A 17,314-nucleotide genomic window follows, 5' to 3' on the forward strand; every position below is an offset into this window, starting at 1 on the left:
GCAACCTAATTTAATTATGTTAAACTGAAAATAATCGAATAGTTTTTCCTTCGGGGCTGGGTGAAAATCCCGACCGGCGGTGATGAGATGCAATCTCTTAGTCCGTGACCCGACTCATTAATTGAGGCGGTGGATTTGGTGAAATTCCAAAGCCGACAGTGAAAGTCTGGATGGGAGAAGGAAAACAGGATGACTCGTTTTGCAAGTTTTTTTACTAGTGCGATCTTGTTTTAAGTTTCATTTTTTTTTGATGCAAGCATGCTAGTAGTTGATATGAAACGATAATCCTTTTATTTGTCTTGCAATTATATAGAGAATCCTCGAGTACGAGAGATTCCTTTATTCGTGCTGATGATAGAAGCCCCGTGATATAATCTCGGGGTTTTTGTGTGGATGTAACTTATTCTTCGTTTAACTAACTATTTATCGCTCTTAAACTAAGGATTTTTATTGACTCTTTCAAAAAAGGGAGGAACGTATGGCTTCAGCAGAGTATTATATGAAGTTAGCACTCGGAATGGCAGAAATGGCGCTTGGTCAGACGAGCCCTAATCCAGCAGTTGGCTGTGTTATTGTTAAAAATGGTGTTATCGTTGGATTAGGTGCTCATTTGCAGACGGGAAAGGAACATGCAGAAGTTCATGCACTTGTCCAAGCAGGCGAGCTTGCTAAAGGGGCGGATGTCTATATCACATTAGAACCGTGCGCTCATCAAGGCAGAACGCCGCCGTGTGCAGATCTATTGATTAATCAAAAAGTAGGGAGAGTTTATATCGCTGCACTTGATCCTAATCCGCTTGTTGCAGGAAATGGTCTTGCTAAGCTTCAACAGGCTGGAATCCCAGTTGAACTAGGAATCTGTCAAGCAGAATCGCTGCGATTAAACAAGTATTTTATGCATTATATGAAAACGAAGAAACCTTATGTCACACTTAAAACTGCTGTCACAATCGATGGGAAAACTGCTTCTTATACAGGTGACAGTAAATGGATTACATCGAAGCAAACTCGATTAGATGTACATCTATATCGCCATCAGCATGATGCTATTCTTGTAGGCATCAACACAATTATGCAAGATAACCCACGTCTTACCACCAGACTGCCCCGAGGTGGAAAAAATCCCATTCGAATCGTGCTCGACACGAATTTGCGAATACCTTTAGATTCGCATGTTGTAACAGACCAGAAAGCAGCGACATGGATTGTTTGCGGGTCCAATGCGCCAGAAGAAAAGCAATTGGCATTAACACAATTAGGTATAAAAGTGAAAAAAATGTCTAATGACCAGATCAACCTTAGTTCTCTGCTTGTATGGCTTGGCAAACTAGAGATTACTTCTTTGTTGGTCGAAGGTGGATCAACCGTTCTCGGTTCTTTTTTAGATGCCGGTTGCTTTCAAGAGCTGATTTTTTATGTGGCACCTATCTTGCTGGGAGGAAGACAATCGTACCCATCATTTGCAGGCATTGATAAACATCAAATTGCAGACGGGAGATCCCTTCATTTTAAATCAGTGGGAATGATAGGTCCTGATATTAAAATCATTGCTGAACCAGTAAAGGTTGGAGGTGAAGACAGCTGTTTACAGGAATCATAGAAGAAATCGGCCACGTTGCAAAAATTAAAAAACAGACAACATCACTAGCTTTAACGATCCAAGCTAAGAAGGTATTAGAAGATACAGCGCTTGGCGATAGTATTGCCGTTAATGGCGCCTGTCTCACTGTTACGAAATTAACAGCAAACACGTTTGATGTCGATGTGATGCCCGAAACCTTTAATACGACTTCATTGCGACAGCTTGTAGTCGGCTCAGCGGTGCAATTAGAACGAGCAATAGCAGCAAATGGCCGGTTTGGAGGACATTTTGTCAGCGGACATATTGATGCCGTTGCCGTTATTAAAAAGAAAGAATATAGGGAAAATGCACTTTATATGACGATTGAAGTTCCAGAGGCATATGAATCCTTTTTGCTTGTAAAAGGCTCGATTGCAGTTGATGGTACATCTTTAACGATTTTTCATGTGGTGAAAAGCACAATCACGATTTCTCTCATCCCGCATACACAGAATGCAACTATTTTAGCAGCTAAAAATGTTGGTGAGCTCGTTAATATAGAGTGTGATCTATTAATGAAATATGTACAGCAATTTATTAAACCGCAGCAGAAAGCAGAAAAAGGAATGACACAATTATTGGAGGAAAGTGGTTTTTTATCTCGCTAAATTTTAGTTGCAACATCTAAACAAAAAATAGCAAATGAGGTGAAAGGATGTTTGGAACAATTGAACAAGCATTAACAGCTTTGCGAGCAGGCAGAGTCATCATTGTGGTGGATGATGAAAATCGTGAAAATGAAGGAGATTTTGTTGCATTAGCGGAGAAAGCAACACCAGAAGTCATTAATTTTATGGTGAAGGAAGGCAGAGGGCTTGTTTGTACTCCGATTACGAAAGAAAAAGCGAAACAATTAGACCTGATGCCGATGACAAATGAGAATACAGATACATTAGGTACAGCATTTACTGTCAGTATCGACCATATGTCTACAAAAACAGGCATTAGTGCCTTTGAACGATCTGAAACGGTTTTACAAATGATGAAACGAAATGCAATGCCAAGCGACTTTAAAAAACCAGGACATATTTTCCCATTAATTGCAAAAGAAGGCGGGGTTTTAACGAGAGCGGGACATACAGAAGCTGCTGTCGATTTAGCAAGCCTATGCGGTGCGGTACCAGCGGGAGTTATTTGTGAAATATTAAAAGAGGATGGGACGATGGCTCGTGTTCCTGATTTAATAAAAATAGCAGAACGATTCCAGTTAGTGATGATTTCTATTCAAGAGTTGATTGCTTATCGACGTTGCAAGGAAAAGCTCATTCATCGTGAAATTGATATTTCACTGCCAACAGAATATGGCGTGTTTAAAGCATTTGCATATACAAATGCTGTAGATGAAAAGGAGCATATAGCACTTGTAAAAGGAAATATAACACGAGAATCGCCAGTCCTTGTACGGGTGCATTCAGAATGCTTGACAGGTGATGTGTTCCGATCAACCCGATGCGATTGTGGCCCCCAGCTTTCCGCAGCGCTTAAACAAATTGAAGCCGCTGGTACAGGCATTCTTTTATATATGCGCCAGGAAGGCAGAGGTATTGGGCTTATGAATAAATTAAAAGCTTATAAACTTCAAGAAGAAGGGTATGACACGGTAGAAGCAAATGAAAAATTAGGATTTGCTGCTGATCTGCGAGAATACGGAATAAGTGCTCAAATATTAAATGATTTAGGCGTTGGGAAAATACGGCTTTTGACGAATAATCCCCGTAAAATTGCTGGACTTAACGGTAATGGTTTAGAAATAGTAGAACGAGTTCCACTGCAATTGCCAGCGAAAAAAGACAACGAGTTTTATTTACAGACGAAGAAAGATAAATTGGGGCATTTATTAACGTGAAAATCGCTTCATTGCAAAAAGAAGGAGAGAAAATGGAATGCTTAAATATGAAGGAAAACTAATTGGAACAGGCTTAAAAATAGGAATTGTTGTGGCAAGATTTAATGAATTTATTACTGACAGGCTCTTAAATGGTACACTCGATGGATTAAAGCGGCACGGTGTTGCTGAAGATAATGTGACAGTGACATGGGTGCCCGGAGCATTTGAAATTCCACTAACTGCTAAAAAAATGGCAGAGATAAAGACGTATGATGCAATCATCACTTTAGGAACGGTCATCCGCGGTGCTACACCGCACTTTGATTATGTCAGTAATGAAACTGCAAAAGGGATAGCTAATGCTTCCATGCAGTCAGGAATTCCTATTATATTCGGTGTACTCACAACCGATACGATTGAACAGGCAATTGAACGTGCAGGAACGAAAGCAGGTAATAAAGGCTGGGAAGCTGCAGTAAGTGCAATTGAAATGGCTAACCTTTATCGGGAGATGAAAGTATAAACAAGGATGTAAACACACTGTAAGCACAGGAGAAAGCACTCAGGTTGGAGGAATTTTACTCTTCGTAAACCTCTTATATAATAGTATATGACTAGATGGTTTATGACCATGGCAAATTGTTCAATCTTCTTCATATTTTGCACTAGGCCAAATGAAAACCATAAGATGATAGAAAGAATGTTTTTAAGTTGAGTATGTAATAAAAATGTTATTAATGGAGGCAACTATGGGCTATATTGAACAATTAAGAAAGTTGATCGGCAATCAGCCACTCATTTTGCCTGGGGCAGTAGCACTTGTCATAAACGATAAAAATCAATATTTATTACAGCAAAGACCAGAAGGTATTTGGAGTCTTCCGGGAGGAGTAATGGAATTAGGGGAGTCAGCAGAAGAGACGGCACGAAGAGAGGTTTACGAAGAAACCGGGATTAAAGTCGGTGCATTAGAGCTGGTGGATGTTTTTTCAGGAAAAAAATATTTTGTCAAGCTTGCAAATGGAGATGAATTCTATCCCGTCACAATTGCTTATGTTACAAAAGATATTATAGGTGGAAAGCTGCAGGCAGATGGAGTTGAAAGTATCGATGTTAAATTTTTCTCTACAAATGAATTCCCTGAACGTACAAGTCCTTTAATAAAAAAAATATTGATGAAGCTGTCGTGAAGTTGACGTGAAAAAGGGGGCTATTAATCCAGCTCCCTTTTTTATATTTTTTGACTTTAATCATGAAAAATTTGACATATTCTTGACATTGTTTTAAAAGTTTGATAGTCATATAATTGGTTATGGAAGCATGTTTTTCCAAGATTATTTTTCTATCATTTTCTCGCTTTGTAGACCTCATTTTAAAGGAGATGTTACAGAAACTCTTTATTAGAAATTGTTTGATGAAAAATACATAACGAAAAGGAGAATAATATATGAAATCATTTTCGAAATGGCGATTGCCGCAACTGCTTGTAATCGTTTTGCTTGCACTTACGGTCATATCACCTGTACCTGCAGCAGCTGCTCCAGACATTTCTGCTGAGACACCACAACATGCTGACCTGACTGCGGAGAACGCAGAAACATTTTTGGATGAATTTTTTTCTGATCCTGATGTAAAGCAATACTATACTGGCGCTGCTATTGTTGTTGTCAAAGATGGCAAAACGATCTTGCAAAAAGGATACGGCTATGCAGATGCAGCTAAAAAGGAAACGGTTGATCCTTCCAAGAGCGTATTTCGTCTAGCTTCTGTTTCAAAAGTTTTCACTGCTACTGCTGTGATGCAGCTAGTGGAGCAGGGGAAAATAGATCTACAGGACGATATTGCTACCTATTTAGGAGATATTACTTATGATAATCCGTTTAAAAAACCAGTAACGGTAGAACATTTGCTGACACATACAACTGGGTTTCAAATTCGCGATCCAAAGCCAACAGATATTCATCATGATTTTGATCAATTCGTTGAAATAGAAGATTATGTGCGGGAAAATATGCCGCCAGTTGTCCGTGAACCAGGGACTTCTTATATGTATGACAATTTTGCTTCTATGCTGCAAGGACTAATAGTAGAGAAAGTAAGCGGTATTCCTTTTCAAACTTACATGGAACAACATGTTTTTAACCCACTTAACATGAAGAATAGCAGCTTTTTATTAGATGATAGATTGAAAGAGAATCTTGCTGTCGGTTATGAAGGAAATGGAGAACCGCTTGAGATGTATACGTTAACTCCTACGGTCATGCCGCAAGGAGGCATGTTGTCTACTGCAGAGGATATCGCCAAGTTTATGATAGCTTTCCTAAACGGAGGAAGTATAGAATCTACTCAAATTTTATCACAAGATTCGACAAAAGCTATGACTGTATATCGATCTAACATGCATCCTTTACTGCCTGATACAACTTACGGTTTTGAAGCACCGCTTCAGATCCCTGGCACCGGCAGCAGTAGTAATGTGATTACAAAGGGTGGAGATATGCCTGGAAATAGTTCTTATCTATGGCTAATTCCCGAAGAAAATACTGGTGTATTCATCACTTATAATAATATGGGAGCTCTGCGCAATTTGCTATACCCTGCTTTTATGACGTATTTCTTCCCACAGTACATGGAACCGGTAGAATTTGAAGCATTTGAACCAGATACTGCTGAAGAATTGAGCAAATATAATGGCCTATATGTCGATTTAAGAGCGAAAAGTATGGTTACAACTGTTGAACAAGAGGAGGGAAATTTGACGGTTTCAGATTCACTTCTTGGCAAACGATCTCTTGTTCAGGTCGGCCCTGATTTGTTCATGGATGAAAACAAACAGTTAACTGCTTTTAAAAGGGGAGAGGACGGTTCTATTATGTATCTAAAAGAACCTTACTTAAACCCATTAGGATATGGACAAAAAGGGCAGTTGCCTGTTGGTTTTAAAGATATTGATTCAAAGCACCCATATGCTGAGTTTATATTAGGCTTGCAGTCTATTGGCATATTTGAAAATGATCATACGATAGCATTTGAACCAGAGCGTTCGATAACAAGAGCCGAATACGTTGAGGATCTACTCCATACTTTTGGCTGGCCAAAAAGCGAGCAGCCTGTTCAGTTTGAAGATGTCAAAGGCCATCCGGCTGCTTCAGCGATTCAAGGCGCTTTAGAGATTGGTTTAATAGAAAATAAGGATGGTTTCTTTTACCCAGATCGCGCGATATCTCGACAAGAAGCGGCAGCAATGATATGGCGTGTAGTTTCCGCCATGATACCGTCTGAAATGTATTCCGATGTCAAGTTGGCAGGCGAAACAGATGAGTGGGCAATTCCTGCTGTGCAAATGATGGTTGCATTCGGTTATTACGGTCCAGAAGTACAGCCACCTGCACAAGATGGATCTATTGATTTTCTGTCTAAACAACCATTGACACACCAAGAAGAAGCGGCATTACTCTACAAGCTGCTGACAAAAACGCAACCTAAACTTCAATAAAATGCAAACATCCCATTCCGTTCAGGTTTGGGATGTTTGTCGCTTCAAAGAAAAATCCAATATCTTTGAACAACATTTCCGTTTTCCTCTTGAAATTCTGAATCAAGGACCCCGCCATTTTTCATGATCGTTTTAGCAGAAGGGAAGTTATGCTTATCACATGTGACCAGTGCTTTTCTTATGCCTAGCGCTTTTACTTTTAGGAGCGAGAGGCGAAGGATTTCGGAAGCATAGCCTTTCTGTCTTTCGCTAGTTCGTACGCCATAGCCGATATGTCCGCCTCTTTCTAATAGAAACGCATTGAGCCGATGACGAATATTCACGGCGCCAACAATCTTTCCATCATTATCTACTGCCCAATATGTAGAATGGGGAACGAATGACGCTGGAATGTTTTTACCTTCAGTATAGCCATGAATTTCTTCAATCATTGTTTCAAAATTATTTGTCTCTAAGTTAAGCACAAAAGGGACCAACTTTTCTCCTGATGCTTTCCACTCTTTCAGCATTTCAATATACGGTTGTTTGTATTGGATAGAGGGGGTGACTAAAGTAATTGTTTTCATGTTTTTTTCTCCAGTTTAAGGGTTAAGATTGTCTTCTTCTAATAAATCGGCAGTTATTGGGAAACGTTGATTCCGTTTACTTTCAGATTGAAGTTGATTTGAAAAGTTGCTATAGGTAACACTAAGTGAAGGTTAGTCCTCGTATTGCCCATATTATACTGTAGAAATCCGTTTCCTCTTTATATTGCTTTTTTTAATCAACAAATGGACTGACGCATTGTTATCCTTTGTGAATCGAATATACGACAATATTATTTTTTACTATCATACTTTGAATGCTGTACTGGAACAAGGAGTATCTTATAATCTTTGAAATTAGGATAAACGATATAATGGCCATATTCATCCTTTTTTTAAAAAAGACTCTTTTTTCTGCATCATTGCTCATTTTGCAGCACATCCTGCTATAAGTACACACTAAGATTGATTGATAAATGTCACTTCTGATTTTTTATGCTAATATTAACATAGTTTGAAAAAATGAGACAATAAGTGACCATGTGCTAGTTAAAATGTTCTAACGCTGGAGGTAGTAGTCTTACTGTCAGTCTTTCATTTATTTTATCCCACATCTAACTGGCAGTAAGACCCACACCTCAAGAGTTAGAGTAATCAAGAAGTCTAGGTGGGGGATAACTGAAAGTCAAATGTCCGATTGGTTCAACTAACCATCAGTGGGGGATGATAGAAAACCTCCACTGATGGAAGTTTCACTTTATTTTTAGAGAGGTGAGAAAATGATTTCTAAAGAACATGAAACATAAAAAAATTATTATCCATTATTCGCTCGTCCTCCTCCATTGATGTGGTTAGTAAAATCAGATAAGAATCATTGAACGTATATATCTACGTATCGTATTACAAAAGTCAGCTGTATGATTCTATTATCTTAAAATCAATCAACGAGGAGGAACAATCAATGAAAACTACGGAACTATTTGATATGTTCTTAAAACAAGAAGACGAACCGTTTTCTGGCTGGGATTTTTCTTTTATTGGAAGTACGGGTAGAGTACAAAATAGCTTGTTGCCATGGTCCTACTGTTCAAAAGTGCTGCCAATGATGAAAAGTGCGGAAACAATGCTGGATATGGGAACAGGGGGAGGAGAGTTACTTTCAAAATTGCGCCCATTTCCAGCCAAAACGTATGCAACAGAAGGATATGAACCTAATATTAAAATAGCCCAACAAACCTTGGAACCATTAGGGGTAAAGGTGAAATCATTCAAAGATGATGATTCTTTGCCCTTTTCAAATCATCAGTTTGATTTGATTATCAATAAACACGAATCATACAGTGAAAAAGAAATATTCAGAATACTGAAGTCCGGAGGAATGTTTTTAACGCAACAAGTCGGAGGGTTCGATTGTCTTGAAATAAACGAGATCTTACAAGCACCTATTCAGCAGGAATATTTGGATTGGAATCTCGAAAATGCTGCCAGAAAATTAAAGGATAATGGTTTTAACATCTTGGAAACAGACGAAGCATTTCCAACACAACGTTTTTTTGACGTTGGTGCTTTGATCTATTATTTAAAAGCAATCCCATGGCAAATTGAAGATTTTTCAGTATCAGCCTATCGTGATCAATTATTTCAAGTTCATCAAATGATTGAAAAGAATGGATTTATTGATGTGAAGCAACATCGATTTCTTTTAGTGGCTACTCCACAATAAGATGATTGTCATTTCAAAGTATAGGCTGTGAGAGATTGGGAGTGGAATGGCCAGTTTAAATATAACTTCCATTAATTGGTTTTACGATGTTTCATTTTAGCTCGTATTGTTTAAGACATAAGGAAGGTAAACCAAAAGGTATTTTGTTCCATATTTTAATCTCGAAAGGAGCATGGGATCCTATGACTTCAACGATATAAATGCGTTTTTTGCTAGCGGAAGATGTTGTTCAGCTCGCTGCATTAATCAATCGAAATGTTGATCTTGATCGTGTTGGACAAAAAAAGTCTATCAAACAATTAAATGAGTGGTTGGATGAGCCACATGAAGAAGTGAGAGCTAATACGATCGTCGTTTTAGTTGGAAATAAAATGATCGCAAATTTTATTTTGAAATAGTTGATTATCTAATTACTATAAACCAGGACTCTAAAAAGTGAGTACCTGGTTTTTTTAATATTATTGGAATAACCAATACTTACATCCCTTGGGTGCACATCATTTAGCCTGAACTTGTTGGACAGTTGCAGAACGAAAATAACCGCAACATTTTCGAATGACCATTGCATTTACGGGTTTACTCATTGGAAATAAATGAAACCTTTCTTACTTTATCCAAATATCAATTTGAATTATTCACGTATCTTCTAAATAAAGCATTTATTCTTATATAAAAAATTTATAAAAGTTTTCCATAAGCCAAGTATGGGAAGAAGCCCTCCAAGAATCGTTCAGTGGCAGGCATAAAATAAGAGCCGAAATGGAAATCTGGGTCTAATGTTGTAATGATCCATGTTCCGCCAGTAGAAGTAGTATCAATGTATAAAACTGCACCACCATCTTCCGTTGCTACTAAAATATCTGCATTCTCAGGAGGCCAGAAAACGCCATGTTGGTGCCATGTACAATCTGCAAGTGTTAAATAACCGTTAAACAGGGGATGTGTTGGTTTTTGTAAGACTAAACCACTTGAAGCATCTTTTTCTAGCCACCACCAAAAATTTGTTGGTCGCTCTTCCCACTGTTGTGCAGGTAGCCAATTCCATGGCTGTGGCCCAAATACTACTACAATTCCACCTTTCTCAGCAAACGAGTGTATTTTTGTAACACTAGCAAGTAAAAGTTTGTTGTTTAACTGGGAGGGAACAATAAGTACATCTAAGTCGTCAATGTCCGTTTCGAGGAAATTTGGATGATAAATTAATTTTTTAATATACGGATTAAATTTTGGTTCATGGAATGTACGATAATGTGATTCATTACCACTATATATAACACCGATTTTTCTCATTGCCCTGAGTTCTCCTTTAATGATTGTACTTCTGTTTCCAACCATGCTAAAAATTGTGGTCGAATTAGATCTGTTGATTTGTTTTCATCAGCATAGCCTAGCAAATCACGTCCTGCATGAACTAAAATAGTGCCTTTTGTTGTAGTACGATCTACATATGTAACGGGTCTACCATTTGCAAAGGTAAGCAATATCTCTGCATTGTCTGGTGCATAGTGAAAACCGCGTGCAAAAAAGCCTGCAACTCCTTTTTTAAATGTCATGTCTTCGGTAGTTACACCTTTAAAGATAGCTGAATTTGCAGTAGGAAAAACCTCATAATCTTTATAATTACGAATAAGCTGAGGCATGAATGGACCACAACCTGGCAGCCATTCACGAAATAAATGGCCACAATACACCACGATTTTTTTCTCTTCTAAAAAAGCAGCAATCTTCTCACGTTGATTGTACAAAAATTCTTGATCAATAAAATTCGGAATAATGATAACATCGACTTTTTCTAAATTCTCGTGTGCAAAATCATATTGATCAATTATTTTTGCTTCGTTTGCCGTGTCTTTTTGCATACGACCATTTACCCCGAAAGCATGTCCGGGATCTAACTTTAATAGGGTCATTGGTGCATTCATAGTAATTCCTCCAGTTAATAATAGTTCGATGTTAAACGATATTAGAAAAATATTTTTCGTACTACATAAAACAGGAATATGTCATTAATTAGACTTAAAAACCTGTAAATATAAGAAATTGCATAAAATTGGTTTGACACTGATAATCACTATCAATATACTATAATATGTATTTAAACGCAAATGATAATCATTATTAATGGAAGAAGGTAGAGTGCGATTTGAAGCCAATAGCTTATGTGGGTATTGATATTCAATTTTCCAGACTGACTGCCGAGGATCGACGGCGTGGTTTAACATTCTTATATTTATATGATTTACCGTATACAGATTTACGTGCTTATGCAGGTTTAATCATTACAAATTTAGTGGAGGAACATTTTTTATTAGAGTATAAAACCATTTTAGATCAATATTTGAATCAGGGTGGCGTTATTTTTTCGTTAACTGAGACTTCACTACCTTGGCTAGTGGGGGTGCCAGATTGGAAACGATCACCGATTCCACTAAAAGACCGTGAAATCATTATTAAAGAACCTATCCATCCGTTATTTGCAGGGATTGATGCATATGACTTGAACTACCGTAAAGGGGTTAGGGGTTTCTTTTCACGTGGATATTTTGAAAAAATTCCATTACATGCAGAAGTGCTAGTAACAGATCAGAGTGGGGCGACCATCATTTATGTTGATCGGCATTCGACAAACGGCACAATTTTTGCGGGCGCTGGAACCGATATCTACCGGGTTTTTATTAATGAAGATAATTCATCTCGTCATCTAAGTTTGCAAATGCTGTCATGCATTCGAGAAGAGTATGAACGTAATCAAATGTATGGGGTGGAGACACAATGATTGGAATCGTGACAAATAGATTACCTTTTCAAAATCGCTTTTTAGCAGAGCAGGAATTTCATTATTTATATGATGATATTTTACATATTCGTGAATTACATCTATATAATTTAGCGGATTATGACACCTTGATATTATCGTGTCGCTTAGATATTACACATTTGAAGCGTTATCAGTCACAACTTATCACATTTTTAGAATCAGGAAAGCGACTAATGATATTTGGTGAGATTTTAGATAACTGGTTTCCTACAATCGATTGGGAGGATTCGGAAGTAAATTTTAGCTGGTGGGTACGTGACGGTGATGATCTTCCAATGAATGAGCAAAACACGACACACCCATTATTTAAATATATCACGCTTCGAGATATGAAGTGGCATTATCATGGTTCGTTTTTACCACCAAATGGTGCTCAATCATTACTTGATATTCCAGGTGGTCGATCATTATTTTATATCGACAACGTAAGTTTTAATGGCGAGCTTGTTGTTACTACGCTCGATCCAATGTTCCATATTGGACTTGGTTTTATCGATCAGTCTAAGCCCTTTTTACATGGGATAGCAAAATGGTTAAGAGAGGAAGAAAAACAATGAAAAAATATGGTTATTTAGCAACATTAGCATTAACGGCAATGCTTACGGCTTGTGGCAGCCAAGAAGGGGAATCAGTATCTAAACCTTCTGCTGAATCTTCTAAATCAGAAGTTCAAACTACTGTAGAGGAAAAAGTTGTTACGGATCAGCTTGGACGAGAAGTAACTGTGCCAGGCAGCATCGAACGCGTTGTTACAGGTGGGATATTACCCTATTTTTCAACATGGTACGTCGCTACAAACTCAACAAAAGAAATTGTTGGTATGCACCCAAATTCATTTAATGCTGCGAAAAATTCAATTTTAGCCAAAATTTCGCCAGATGTTTTAAAAGCAAATACATCTTTTGTACAAAATGGGGAAGTGAATGTAGAAGAATTAATGAAAATAAATCCTCAGTTATATGTAGAAATTGCCACAGACGAGAATTCGATTAACAAAATAACTGAAGCCGGTATTCCTGTTGTTGCTGTAAAAGCTATTGATGCAGCAGCAGCTGAGCCTCTAGCAACATTCAATAGTTGGTTAACTTTAACAAGTCAAATAACAGGAACAACTGACCGTGCTGACCGATTCTTAGAAGAGGGAAAAAAAGTACAGGCTGAGCTTGATGATAAATTAAAAGATGTAGCTACTCAAGATAAGCCACGAGCAATGATTTTACATATGCATAATGATAAATCAATTACTGTTGGTGGTAAAAACTTCTTTGGTAATCAATGGCTCAATGCAACTGGAGCTATAGACGTTGCTGAAAATGATGTAAATGGAAGAAAAGAAGTAAACATGGAGCAAATTTATGCTTGGAATCCTGATATTATTTATATCACCAACTTTACTGAAACACAGCCAGAGGACTTACTTAAAAATAAGGTAAATGGGCAGGATTGGAGTCAGGTAAAAGCTGTTCAAGAAGGCAAAGTCTATAAAATCCCTTTAGGTATTTATCGCTGGTTCCCACCAAGTGGTGATGCACCATTAATGTTAAAATGGCTGGCACAAAAAAATCATCCCGCATTATTTGATTATAAGATAGAAGAGGAGATTAAGGCATACTACAAAAATTTTTATGAATTCGATATCTCTGATAAGGAAATTAATTCTATTTTAAATCCTTCTTCAGATGCAGCAAAATACTAAGGATGATTAATAAATGAAGAAATGGAAAATTGTATTTTTATGGTTGCTACCAATTTTGGTAGCAATCGTTTCTCTAGGTGTTGGACGATTCGAAGTTAGCCTCGAACACATTATTAAAATTCTAACTTCTCAAGTACTACCTGTTGAACAAACATGGACACAGATGGAAGAAACGGTAGTATTGAATATTCGTTTACCTCGAATTTTACTAGCATTATTAATTGGTGGAGGTTTGTCTATTGCCGGAGCAGGTTTCCAGGGCATGTTTGGCAATCCACTAGTATCTCCTGATATTTTAGGGGTCTCTGCCGGTGCAGGATTTGGAGCATCGCTTGGTATATTATTATTTGGACAAAATCTTTCTGCGCAACTATTAGCACTTCTCTTTGGATTAGGGGCAATTGGTTTTACTTATTTAATCGCTGGTGCAAAGAAGAATGCGCCTATTTTTATGTTTGTGTTAGCAGGCATAGTTACATCCGCACTCTTTAATGCATTAATTTCTTTAACAAAATTTGTGGCTGATCCAGAGGAAAAATTACCTGCAATTACTTACTGGTTAATGGGAAGTCTTGGCACAGCAACCTACAAGGATTTATATATTGGAGGGCCGCTAATTTTAATTGGAATTCTAGTACTTTACTTATTAAGATGGCGATTAAATATTTTAACATTACCTGAAGATGAAGCGAAGTCAATGGGAATTCCAGTTACACGTTTAAAATGGCTAGTAATTTTAGGTGCCACTTTAATTACAGCGGCATCCGTAGCAGTCGCTGGAATTGTAGGTTGGGTTGGTTTAATTATTCCGCATGTAGCACGAATGCTTGTTGGTAATAATAATCAATTCGTGCTACCGATATCCGTTGCAATTGGTAGTATCTATTTGTTAATTATAGATGACTTAGCACGTTCATTAACGGCAACCGAAATACCGTTATCTATTTTAACGGCCATTATTGGTGCACCATTCTTTGCTTATTTATTACGTCGTTCAGGAGGTGGCTGGGCATGAAAATTCAAGTTGTGGATGGTAATTATTATTATGAAAGTCGACGAAAAAAGTTCCCCAATTTATATGCACAAGACATCAATTTTTCCTTGGAACCTGGTAAAATAATGGCTATTCTAGGTCCAAACGGAGCAGGGAAAACGACGATGTTAAAATGTATAACTGGGCTTTTTGAATGGAAAAAGGGAAAAACTTTAATTGATGACAAACCACTTGCAACATTAAATCGTAAAGAGCTATGGAAACGTGTCGGTTATGTCCCACAAGCCCATAAAATGGTTTTTGGATTTACTGTAGAAGAGCTTGTAATGATGGGAAGAGCACCATATATTAGCACGTTAGCTCAGCCATCTGCAAAGGATTTAGAGGCTGCTCATAAAGCACTTGAGATAATTGATATTTTGCATCTTGCTAAGAAATCTTGTAATGAAATCAGTGGTGGTGAGTTGCAGTTAGCTTTAATTGCAAGAACGCTCGTATCTGAGCCAGAAGTTTTAATATTAGATGAACCAGAGTCGCATTTGGATATTCAAAAACAAATGGTGATTTTACAAACAATTAAACGTTTATCAAAGGAACACGGTATTTCTTGTATTATCAATACTCATTACCCTAATCATGCATTTTATCTAGCGGATCGCATCTTAATGACAGCCAAAGAAAAAGGAATTGTCTATGGGAACGTACAGGAAGTGATGACAGAATTAAGAATGAAGGAATTTTTCGGTATTGAATTGAAAAAAATAATCGTTGAAGAGGAAGATTACCTTCTTGAAACGATGATACCACGTGCATTAGGTTCAGAATGTAGCAGTCGATGAGGATATTATAAAAAAACACGTTCAGTCATGATAACTAGACCGTGTTTTTTTCTAAATTACAAAACAGCTTTCTATAAATTTTTTTAATGAAAAAGCTTCCTTTGTGGGCGATTGGTACTTCGATACGGGAAGCTTTTCTAATATTGATTTATTCCACTTTTTAGGATTAAGCTCATTGTTTAAATTCTTTATTCATTTACAAAACGCATCCCTAGTAAACTAGTAATTTTTTTCTCCATCTTTGCTTCAAAAGTATTGAATGGACTTTCTGTGCATTTTAAAAACTTTATACAATGATTACCTCCTTCCCCAAGTGAGAGGCAAGTATCGTTTCATTCATTTTTTTAGAGAAATCTACAAAGAAAAAATAGCAGACTGCTAAAAAGAATTTTGGATGTCTGTATACGAGGCTGAGGCTCTCTGGAACTGAATACACCAATGTATTCAGTTCCGCTTCCTTCATTTGCCATGGTCGCAGTTGTACGTGATAATATATCATCATTCCCCCATACGGGCGTGTCCATCATATTTCCTAGAGAATAAAACATTGTCTAGGTGATAATGTTCACATAATTGACAAATAGATTGATATTTATGTTAAAATGGGAAATGTATTTGTAAAAATGTGAAAAGGGGGAAAAAATAAAAGATGATGAAAAGAAAAGGATTGTTTATTGCAACGATTCTAATGTTAGCGCTTTCGCTTATTTTGACAGCATGTGGAACCTCAAAAGATACGACAAATGGAGCACAAGGTGAGAATACAGAAGGAAAAAAATCAAGCGGGAAAAAAGAGTTTATTAGTTTATTGACTGGTGGCACAGGTGGTACATATTACCCACTAGGGGGAACGTTCACTGCACAATGGAATGATGAAATTGATGGTGTGGAGGCAACTGCACAAGTAACTGGCGCTTCTGCTGAGAATATGCAAACGCTATCAGAAGGAGAAGCAGAAGTAGCTTTTACCCAAACGGATATTGCTTCTTATGCATTGGATGGCAAGATGATGTTTCCAGAGAAGATTACAAACTTCAAAGCCATGGGAACGCTTTATCCAGAAACGGTGCAAATTGTAACGACTGAAAAATCAGGAATTAAATCTGTTGAAGACCTAAAAGGCAAAACAGTCTCTATAGGTGCTGGTGGATCAGGAACCGCTGCGAACGCTGAACAAATATTAGAAGTACACGGATTGACGTTGGACGATATTAAAAAACAAGATCTATCATTTGATGAGTCGACCACCGGCATTCAAGATGGCCATATAGATGCAGCGTTTGTGACGGCAGGTACACCGACTGGCGCAATTGAAGGGTTATCGGCAACGGAAAAAGTCGTCATTGTACCGATCACAGAAGATAAAATTGCGGAACTGGAAGAGAAATATCCTTACTATGCTAAGGACACAATTCCAGTTGGTACGTATGGCAGCGAAGAAGAAATAACAACTGTTGCAATAAAAGCGATGTTAGTTGTTCGTGATGATTTGGAAGAGGATCTTGTTTACAAAATGACAAAAACGTTATTTGAAAATACAGACAAAATTGGTCATTCAAAAGGCAAGCTTATATCCGCTGAAACTGCTTTGGAAGGTTTGAAAGGAATGGAGCTTCATCCAGGGGCAAAAAAATATTTTGATGAAAAAGGGATCAAATTGGAATAGGGTCATAATATGTAAAAAAAGAGGTTGGGACAAAACCCACCTCTGACATGAAAAAGCCGGTGAAATTTTACGACGAGTAAAATTTCACCGGCTTTGATAACTTTTGCAT

Annotated in this window: 17 protein-coding genes and 1 riboswitch; of the genes, 14 read left to right on the top strand and 3 right to left on the bottom strand. The window is 37.5% G+C overall.

The window, feature by feature from the left end:
- Positions 1 to 42 precede the first annotated feature (42 nt).
- A riboswitch (FMN riboswitch) is annotated at positions 43 to 186 on the top strand.
- A 292-nt stretch (positions 187 to 478) separates the two neighbouring features.
- From ribD to J2S08_RS12065, 6 genes are all read left to right on the top strand, one after another.
- A complete protein-coding gene (gene ribD / locus J2S08_RS12040; protein ID WP_307229795.1) occupies positions 479 to 1,600 on the top strand; it encodes a bifunctional diaminohydroxyphosphoribosylaminopyrimidine deaminase/5-amino-6-(5-phosphoribosylamino)uracil reductase RibD in 1,122 nt (373 codons plus the stop codon).
- Positions 1,582 to 2,229, top strand: coding sequence for a riboflavin synthase (gene ribE, locus J2S08_RS12045; protein ID WP_370875679.1), 648 nt, complete (start codon positions 1,582 to 1,584; stop codon positions 2,227 to 2,229). Before ribD ends, ribE begins: the two co-directional genes overlap by 19 nt.
- A 47-nt stretch (positions 2,230 to 2,276) precedes the next feature.
- The gene (locus tag J2S08_RS12050) at positions 2,277 to 3,467 is read left to right on the top strand and encodes a bifunctional 3,4-dihydroxy-2-butanone-4-phosphate synthase/GTP cyclohydrolase II (protein ID WP_307229797.1); all 1,191 of its coding nucleotides are present in this window, start codon (positions 2,277 to 2,279) and stop codon (positions 3,465 to 3,467) included.
- Between the two features lie 37 nt (positions 3,468 to 3,504).
- Entirely contained in the window at positions 3,505 to 3,972 is a 468-nt protein-coding gene (gene ribH / locus J2S08_RS12055; RefSeq protein WP_307229799.1) for a 6,7-dimethyl-8-ribityllumazine synthase, read from the top strand.
- 226 nt (positions 3,973 to 4,198) lie between these two features.
- Positions 4,199 to 4,639, top strand: coding sequence for an NUDIX hydrolase (locus tag J2S08_RS12060; protein ID WP_307229801.1), 441 nt, complete (start codon positions 4,199 to 4,201; stop codon positions 4,637 to 4,639).
- 257 nt (positions 4,640 to 4,896) lie between these two features.
- Positions 4,897 to 6,945, top strand: a complete 2,049-nt coding sequence (locus tag J2S08_RS12065) for a serine hydrolase (RefSeq protein WP_307229803.1) — start codon at positions 4,897 to 4,899, stop codon at positions 6,943 to 6,945.
- Positions 6,946 to 6,989: 44 nt separating this feature from the next.
- Here the strand turns inward: J2S08_RS12065 and J2S08_RS12070 are convergent, their stop codons facing one another.
- The gene (locus tag J2S08_RS12070) at positions 6,990 to 7,511 is read right to left on the bottom strand and encodes a GNAT family N-acetyltransferase (protein ID WP_307229805.1); all 522 of its coding nucleotides are present in this window, start codon (positions 7,509 to 7,511) and stop codon (positions 6,990 to 6,992) included.
- Between the two features lie 919 nt (positions 7,512 to 8,430).
- Here J2S08_RS12070 and J2S08_RS12075 point away from each other — a divergent pair.
- Together J2S08_RS12075 and J2S08_RS12080 are read left to right on the top strand one after the other, a co-directional pair.
- Positions 8,431 to 9,192, top strand: a complete 762-nt coding sequence (locus J2S08_RS12075) for a class I SAM-dependent methyltransferase (RefSeq protein ID WP_307229806.1) — start codon at positions 8,431 to 8,433, stop codon at positions 9,190 to 9,192.
- A gap of 200 nt (positions 9,193 to 9,392) precedes the next feature.
- Positions 9,393 to 9,590, top strand: a complete 198-nt coding sequence (locus J2S08_RS12080) for a hypothetical protein (protein ID WP_307229808.1) — start codon at positions 9,393 to 9,395, stop codon at positions 9,588 to 9,590.
- Positions 9,591 to 9,870: 280 nt separating this feature from the next.
- On the opposite strand, the gene J2S08_RS12085 is transcribed toward J2S08_RS12080, so the two are convergent.
- Positions 9,871 to 10,482, bottom strand: a complete 612-nt coding sequence (locus J2S08_RS12085; RefSeq protein WP_307229809.1) for a hypothetical protein — start codon at positions 10,480 to 10,482, stop codon at positions 9,871 to 9,873.
- Positions 10,479 to 11,114, bottom strand: coding sequence for a hypothetical protein (locus J2S08_RS12090; RefSeq protein WP_307229811.1), 636 nt, complete (start codon positions 11,112 to 11,114; stop codon positions 10,479 to 10,481). Before J2S08_RS12090 ends, J2S08_RS12085 begins: the two co-directional genes overlap by 4 nt.
- Before the next feature lie 221 nt (positions 11,115 to 11,335).
- Between J2S08_RS12090 and J2S08_RS12095 the strand changes: the two genes are divergently transcribed.
- The 6 genes from J2S08_RS12095 (at position 11,336) to J2S08_RS12120 (ending at position 17,205) form a co-directional block, all read left to right on the top strand.
- A complete protein-coding gene (locus J2S08_RS12095) occupies positions 11,336 to 11,968 on the top strand; it encodes a hypothetical protein (protein WP_307229813.1) in 633 nt (210 codons plus the stop codon).
- Positions 11,965 to 12,567: a hypothetical protein gene (locus J2S08_RS12100; protein ID WP_307229815.1), complete on the top strand. Its 603-nt coding sequence runs from the start codon at positions 11,965 to 11,967 to the stop codon at positions 12,565 to 12,567. The genes J2S08_RS12095 and J2S08_RS12100 overlap by 4 nt, the downstream gene beginning before the upstream one ends.
- Positions 12,564 to 13,706 (top strand): ABC transporter substrate-binding protein, encoded by a 1,143-nt coding sequence (locus tag J2S08_RS12105; protein ID WP_307229816.1) that lies wholly within the window; start codon positions 12,564 to 12,566, stop codon positions 13,704 to 13,706. Before J2S08_RS12100 ends, J2S08_RS12105 begins: the two co-directional genes overlap by 4 nt.
- A 13-nt stretch (positions 13,707 to 13,719) precedes the next feature.
- A complete protein-coding gene (locus tag J2S08_RS12110) occupies positions 13,720 to 14,721 on the top strand; it encodes a FecCD family ABC transporter permease (protein ID WP_307229817.1) in 1,002 nt (333 codons plus the stop codon).
- On the top strand, positions 14,718 to 15,539 hold the full coding sequence (locus J2S08_RS12115) for an ABC transporter ATP-binding protein (protein ID WP_307229819.1): 822 nt from the start codon (positions 14,718 to 14,720) through the stop codon (positions 15,537 to 15,539). Before J2S08_RS12110 ends, J2S08_RS12115 begins: the two co-directional genes overlap by 4 nt.
- 652 nt (positions 15,540 to 16,191) lie before the next feature.
- Complete coding sequence (locus J2S08_RS12120) at positions 16,192 to 17,205, top strand: TAXI family TRAP transporter solute-binding subunit (RefSeq protein WP_307229838.1); 1,014 nt, start codon at positions 16,192 to 16,194, stop codon at positions 17,203 to 17,205.
- Positions 17,206 to 17,314: the final 109 nt, after the last annotated feature.

Source organism: Bacillus chungangensis (assembly GCF_030812995.1).
Classification (GTDB): domain Bacteria; phylum Bacillota; class Bacilli; order Bacillales; family Bacillaceae_C; genus Bacillus_CF; species Bacillus_CF chungangensis.

What these genes read in the sequence shown, in the direction of transcription:
- ribD (WP_307229795.1), top strand. Translation starts at nt 479, where the DNA reads ATGGCTTCAGCAGAGTATTATATGAAGTTAGCACTCGGAATGGCAGAA.
- J2S08_RS12050 (WP_307229797.1), top strand. Translation starts at nt 2,277, where the DNA reads ATGTTTGGAACAATTGAACAAGCATTAACAGCTTTGCGAGCAGGCAGA.
- ribH (WP_307229799.1), top strand. Translation starts at nt 3,505, where the DNA reads ATGCTTAAATATGAAGGAAAACTAATTGGAACAGGCTTAAAAATAGGA.
- J2S08_RS12060 (WP_307229801.1), top strand. Translation starts at nt 4,199, where the DNA reads ATGGGCTATATTGAACAATTAAGAAAGTTGATCGGCAATCAGCCACTC.
- J2S08_RS12065 (WP_307229803.1), top strand. Translation starts at nt 4,897, where the DNA reads ATGAAATCATTTTCGAAATGGCGATTGCCGCAACTGCTTGTAATCGTT.
- J2S08_RS12070 (WP_307229805.1), bottom strand. Translation starts at nt 7,511, where the DNA reads ATGAAAACAATTACTTTAGTCACCCCCTCTATCCAATACAAACAACCG.
- J2S08_RS12075 (WP_307229806.1), top strand. Translation starts at nt 8,431, where the DNA reads ATGAAAACTACGGAACTATTTGATATGTTCTTAAAACAAGAAGACGAA.
- J2S08_RS12080 (WP_307229808.1), top strand. Translation starts at nt 9,393, where the DNA reads ATGCGTTTTTTGCTAGCGGAAGATGTTGTTCAGCTCGCTGCATTAATC.
- J2S08_RS12085 (WP_307229809.1), bottom strand. Translation starts at nt 10,482, where the DNA reads ATGAGAAAAATCGGTGTTATATATAGTGGTAATGAATCACATTATCGT.
- J2S08_RS12090 (WP_307229811.1), bottom strand. Translation starts at nt 11,114, where the DNA reads ATGAATGCACCAATGACCCTATTAAAGTTAGATCCCGGACATGCTTTC.
- J2S08_RS12100 (WP_307229815.1), top strand. Translation starts at nt 11,965, where the DNA reads ATGATTGGAATCGTGACAAATAGATTACCTTTTCAAAATCGCTTTTTA.
- J2S08_RS12105 (WP_307229816.1), top strand. Translation starts at nt 12,564, where the DNA reads ATGAAAAAATATGGTTATTTAGCAACATTAGCATTAACGGCAATGCTT.
- J2S08_RS12110 (WP_307229817.1), top strand. Translation starts at nt 13,720, where the DNA reads ATGAAGAAATGGAAAATTGTATTTTTATGGTTGCTACCAATTTTGGTA.
- J2S08_RS12115 (WP_307229819.1), top strand. Translation starts at nt 14,718, where the DNA reads ATGAAAATTCAAGTTGTGGATGGTAATTATTATTATGAAAGTCGACGA.
- J2S08_RS12120 (WP_307229838.1), top strand. Translation starts at nt 16,192, where the DNA reads ATGAAAAGAAAAGGATTGTTTATTGCAACGATTCTAATGTTAGCGCTT.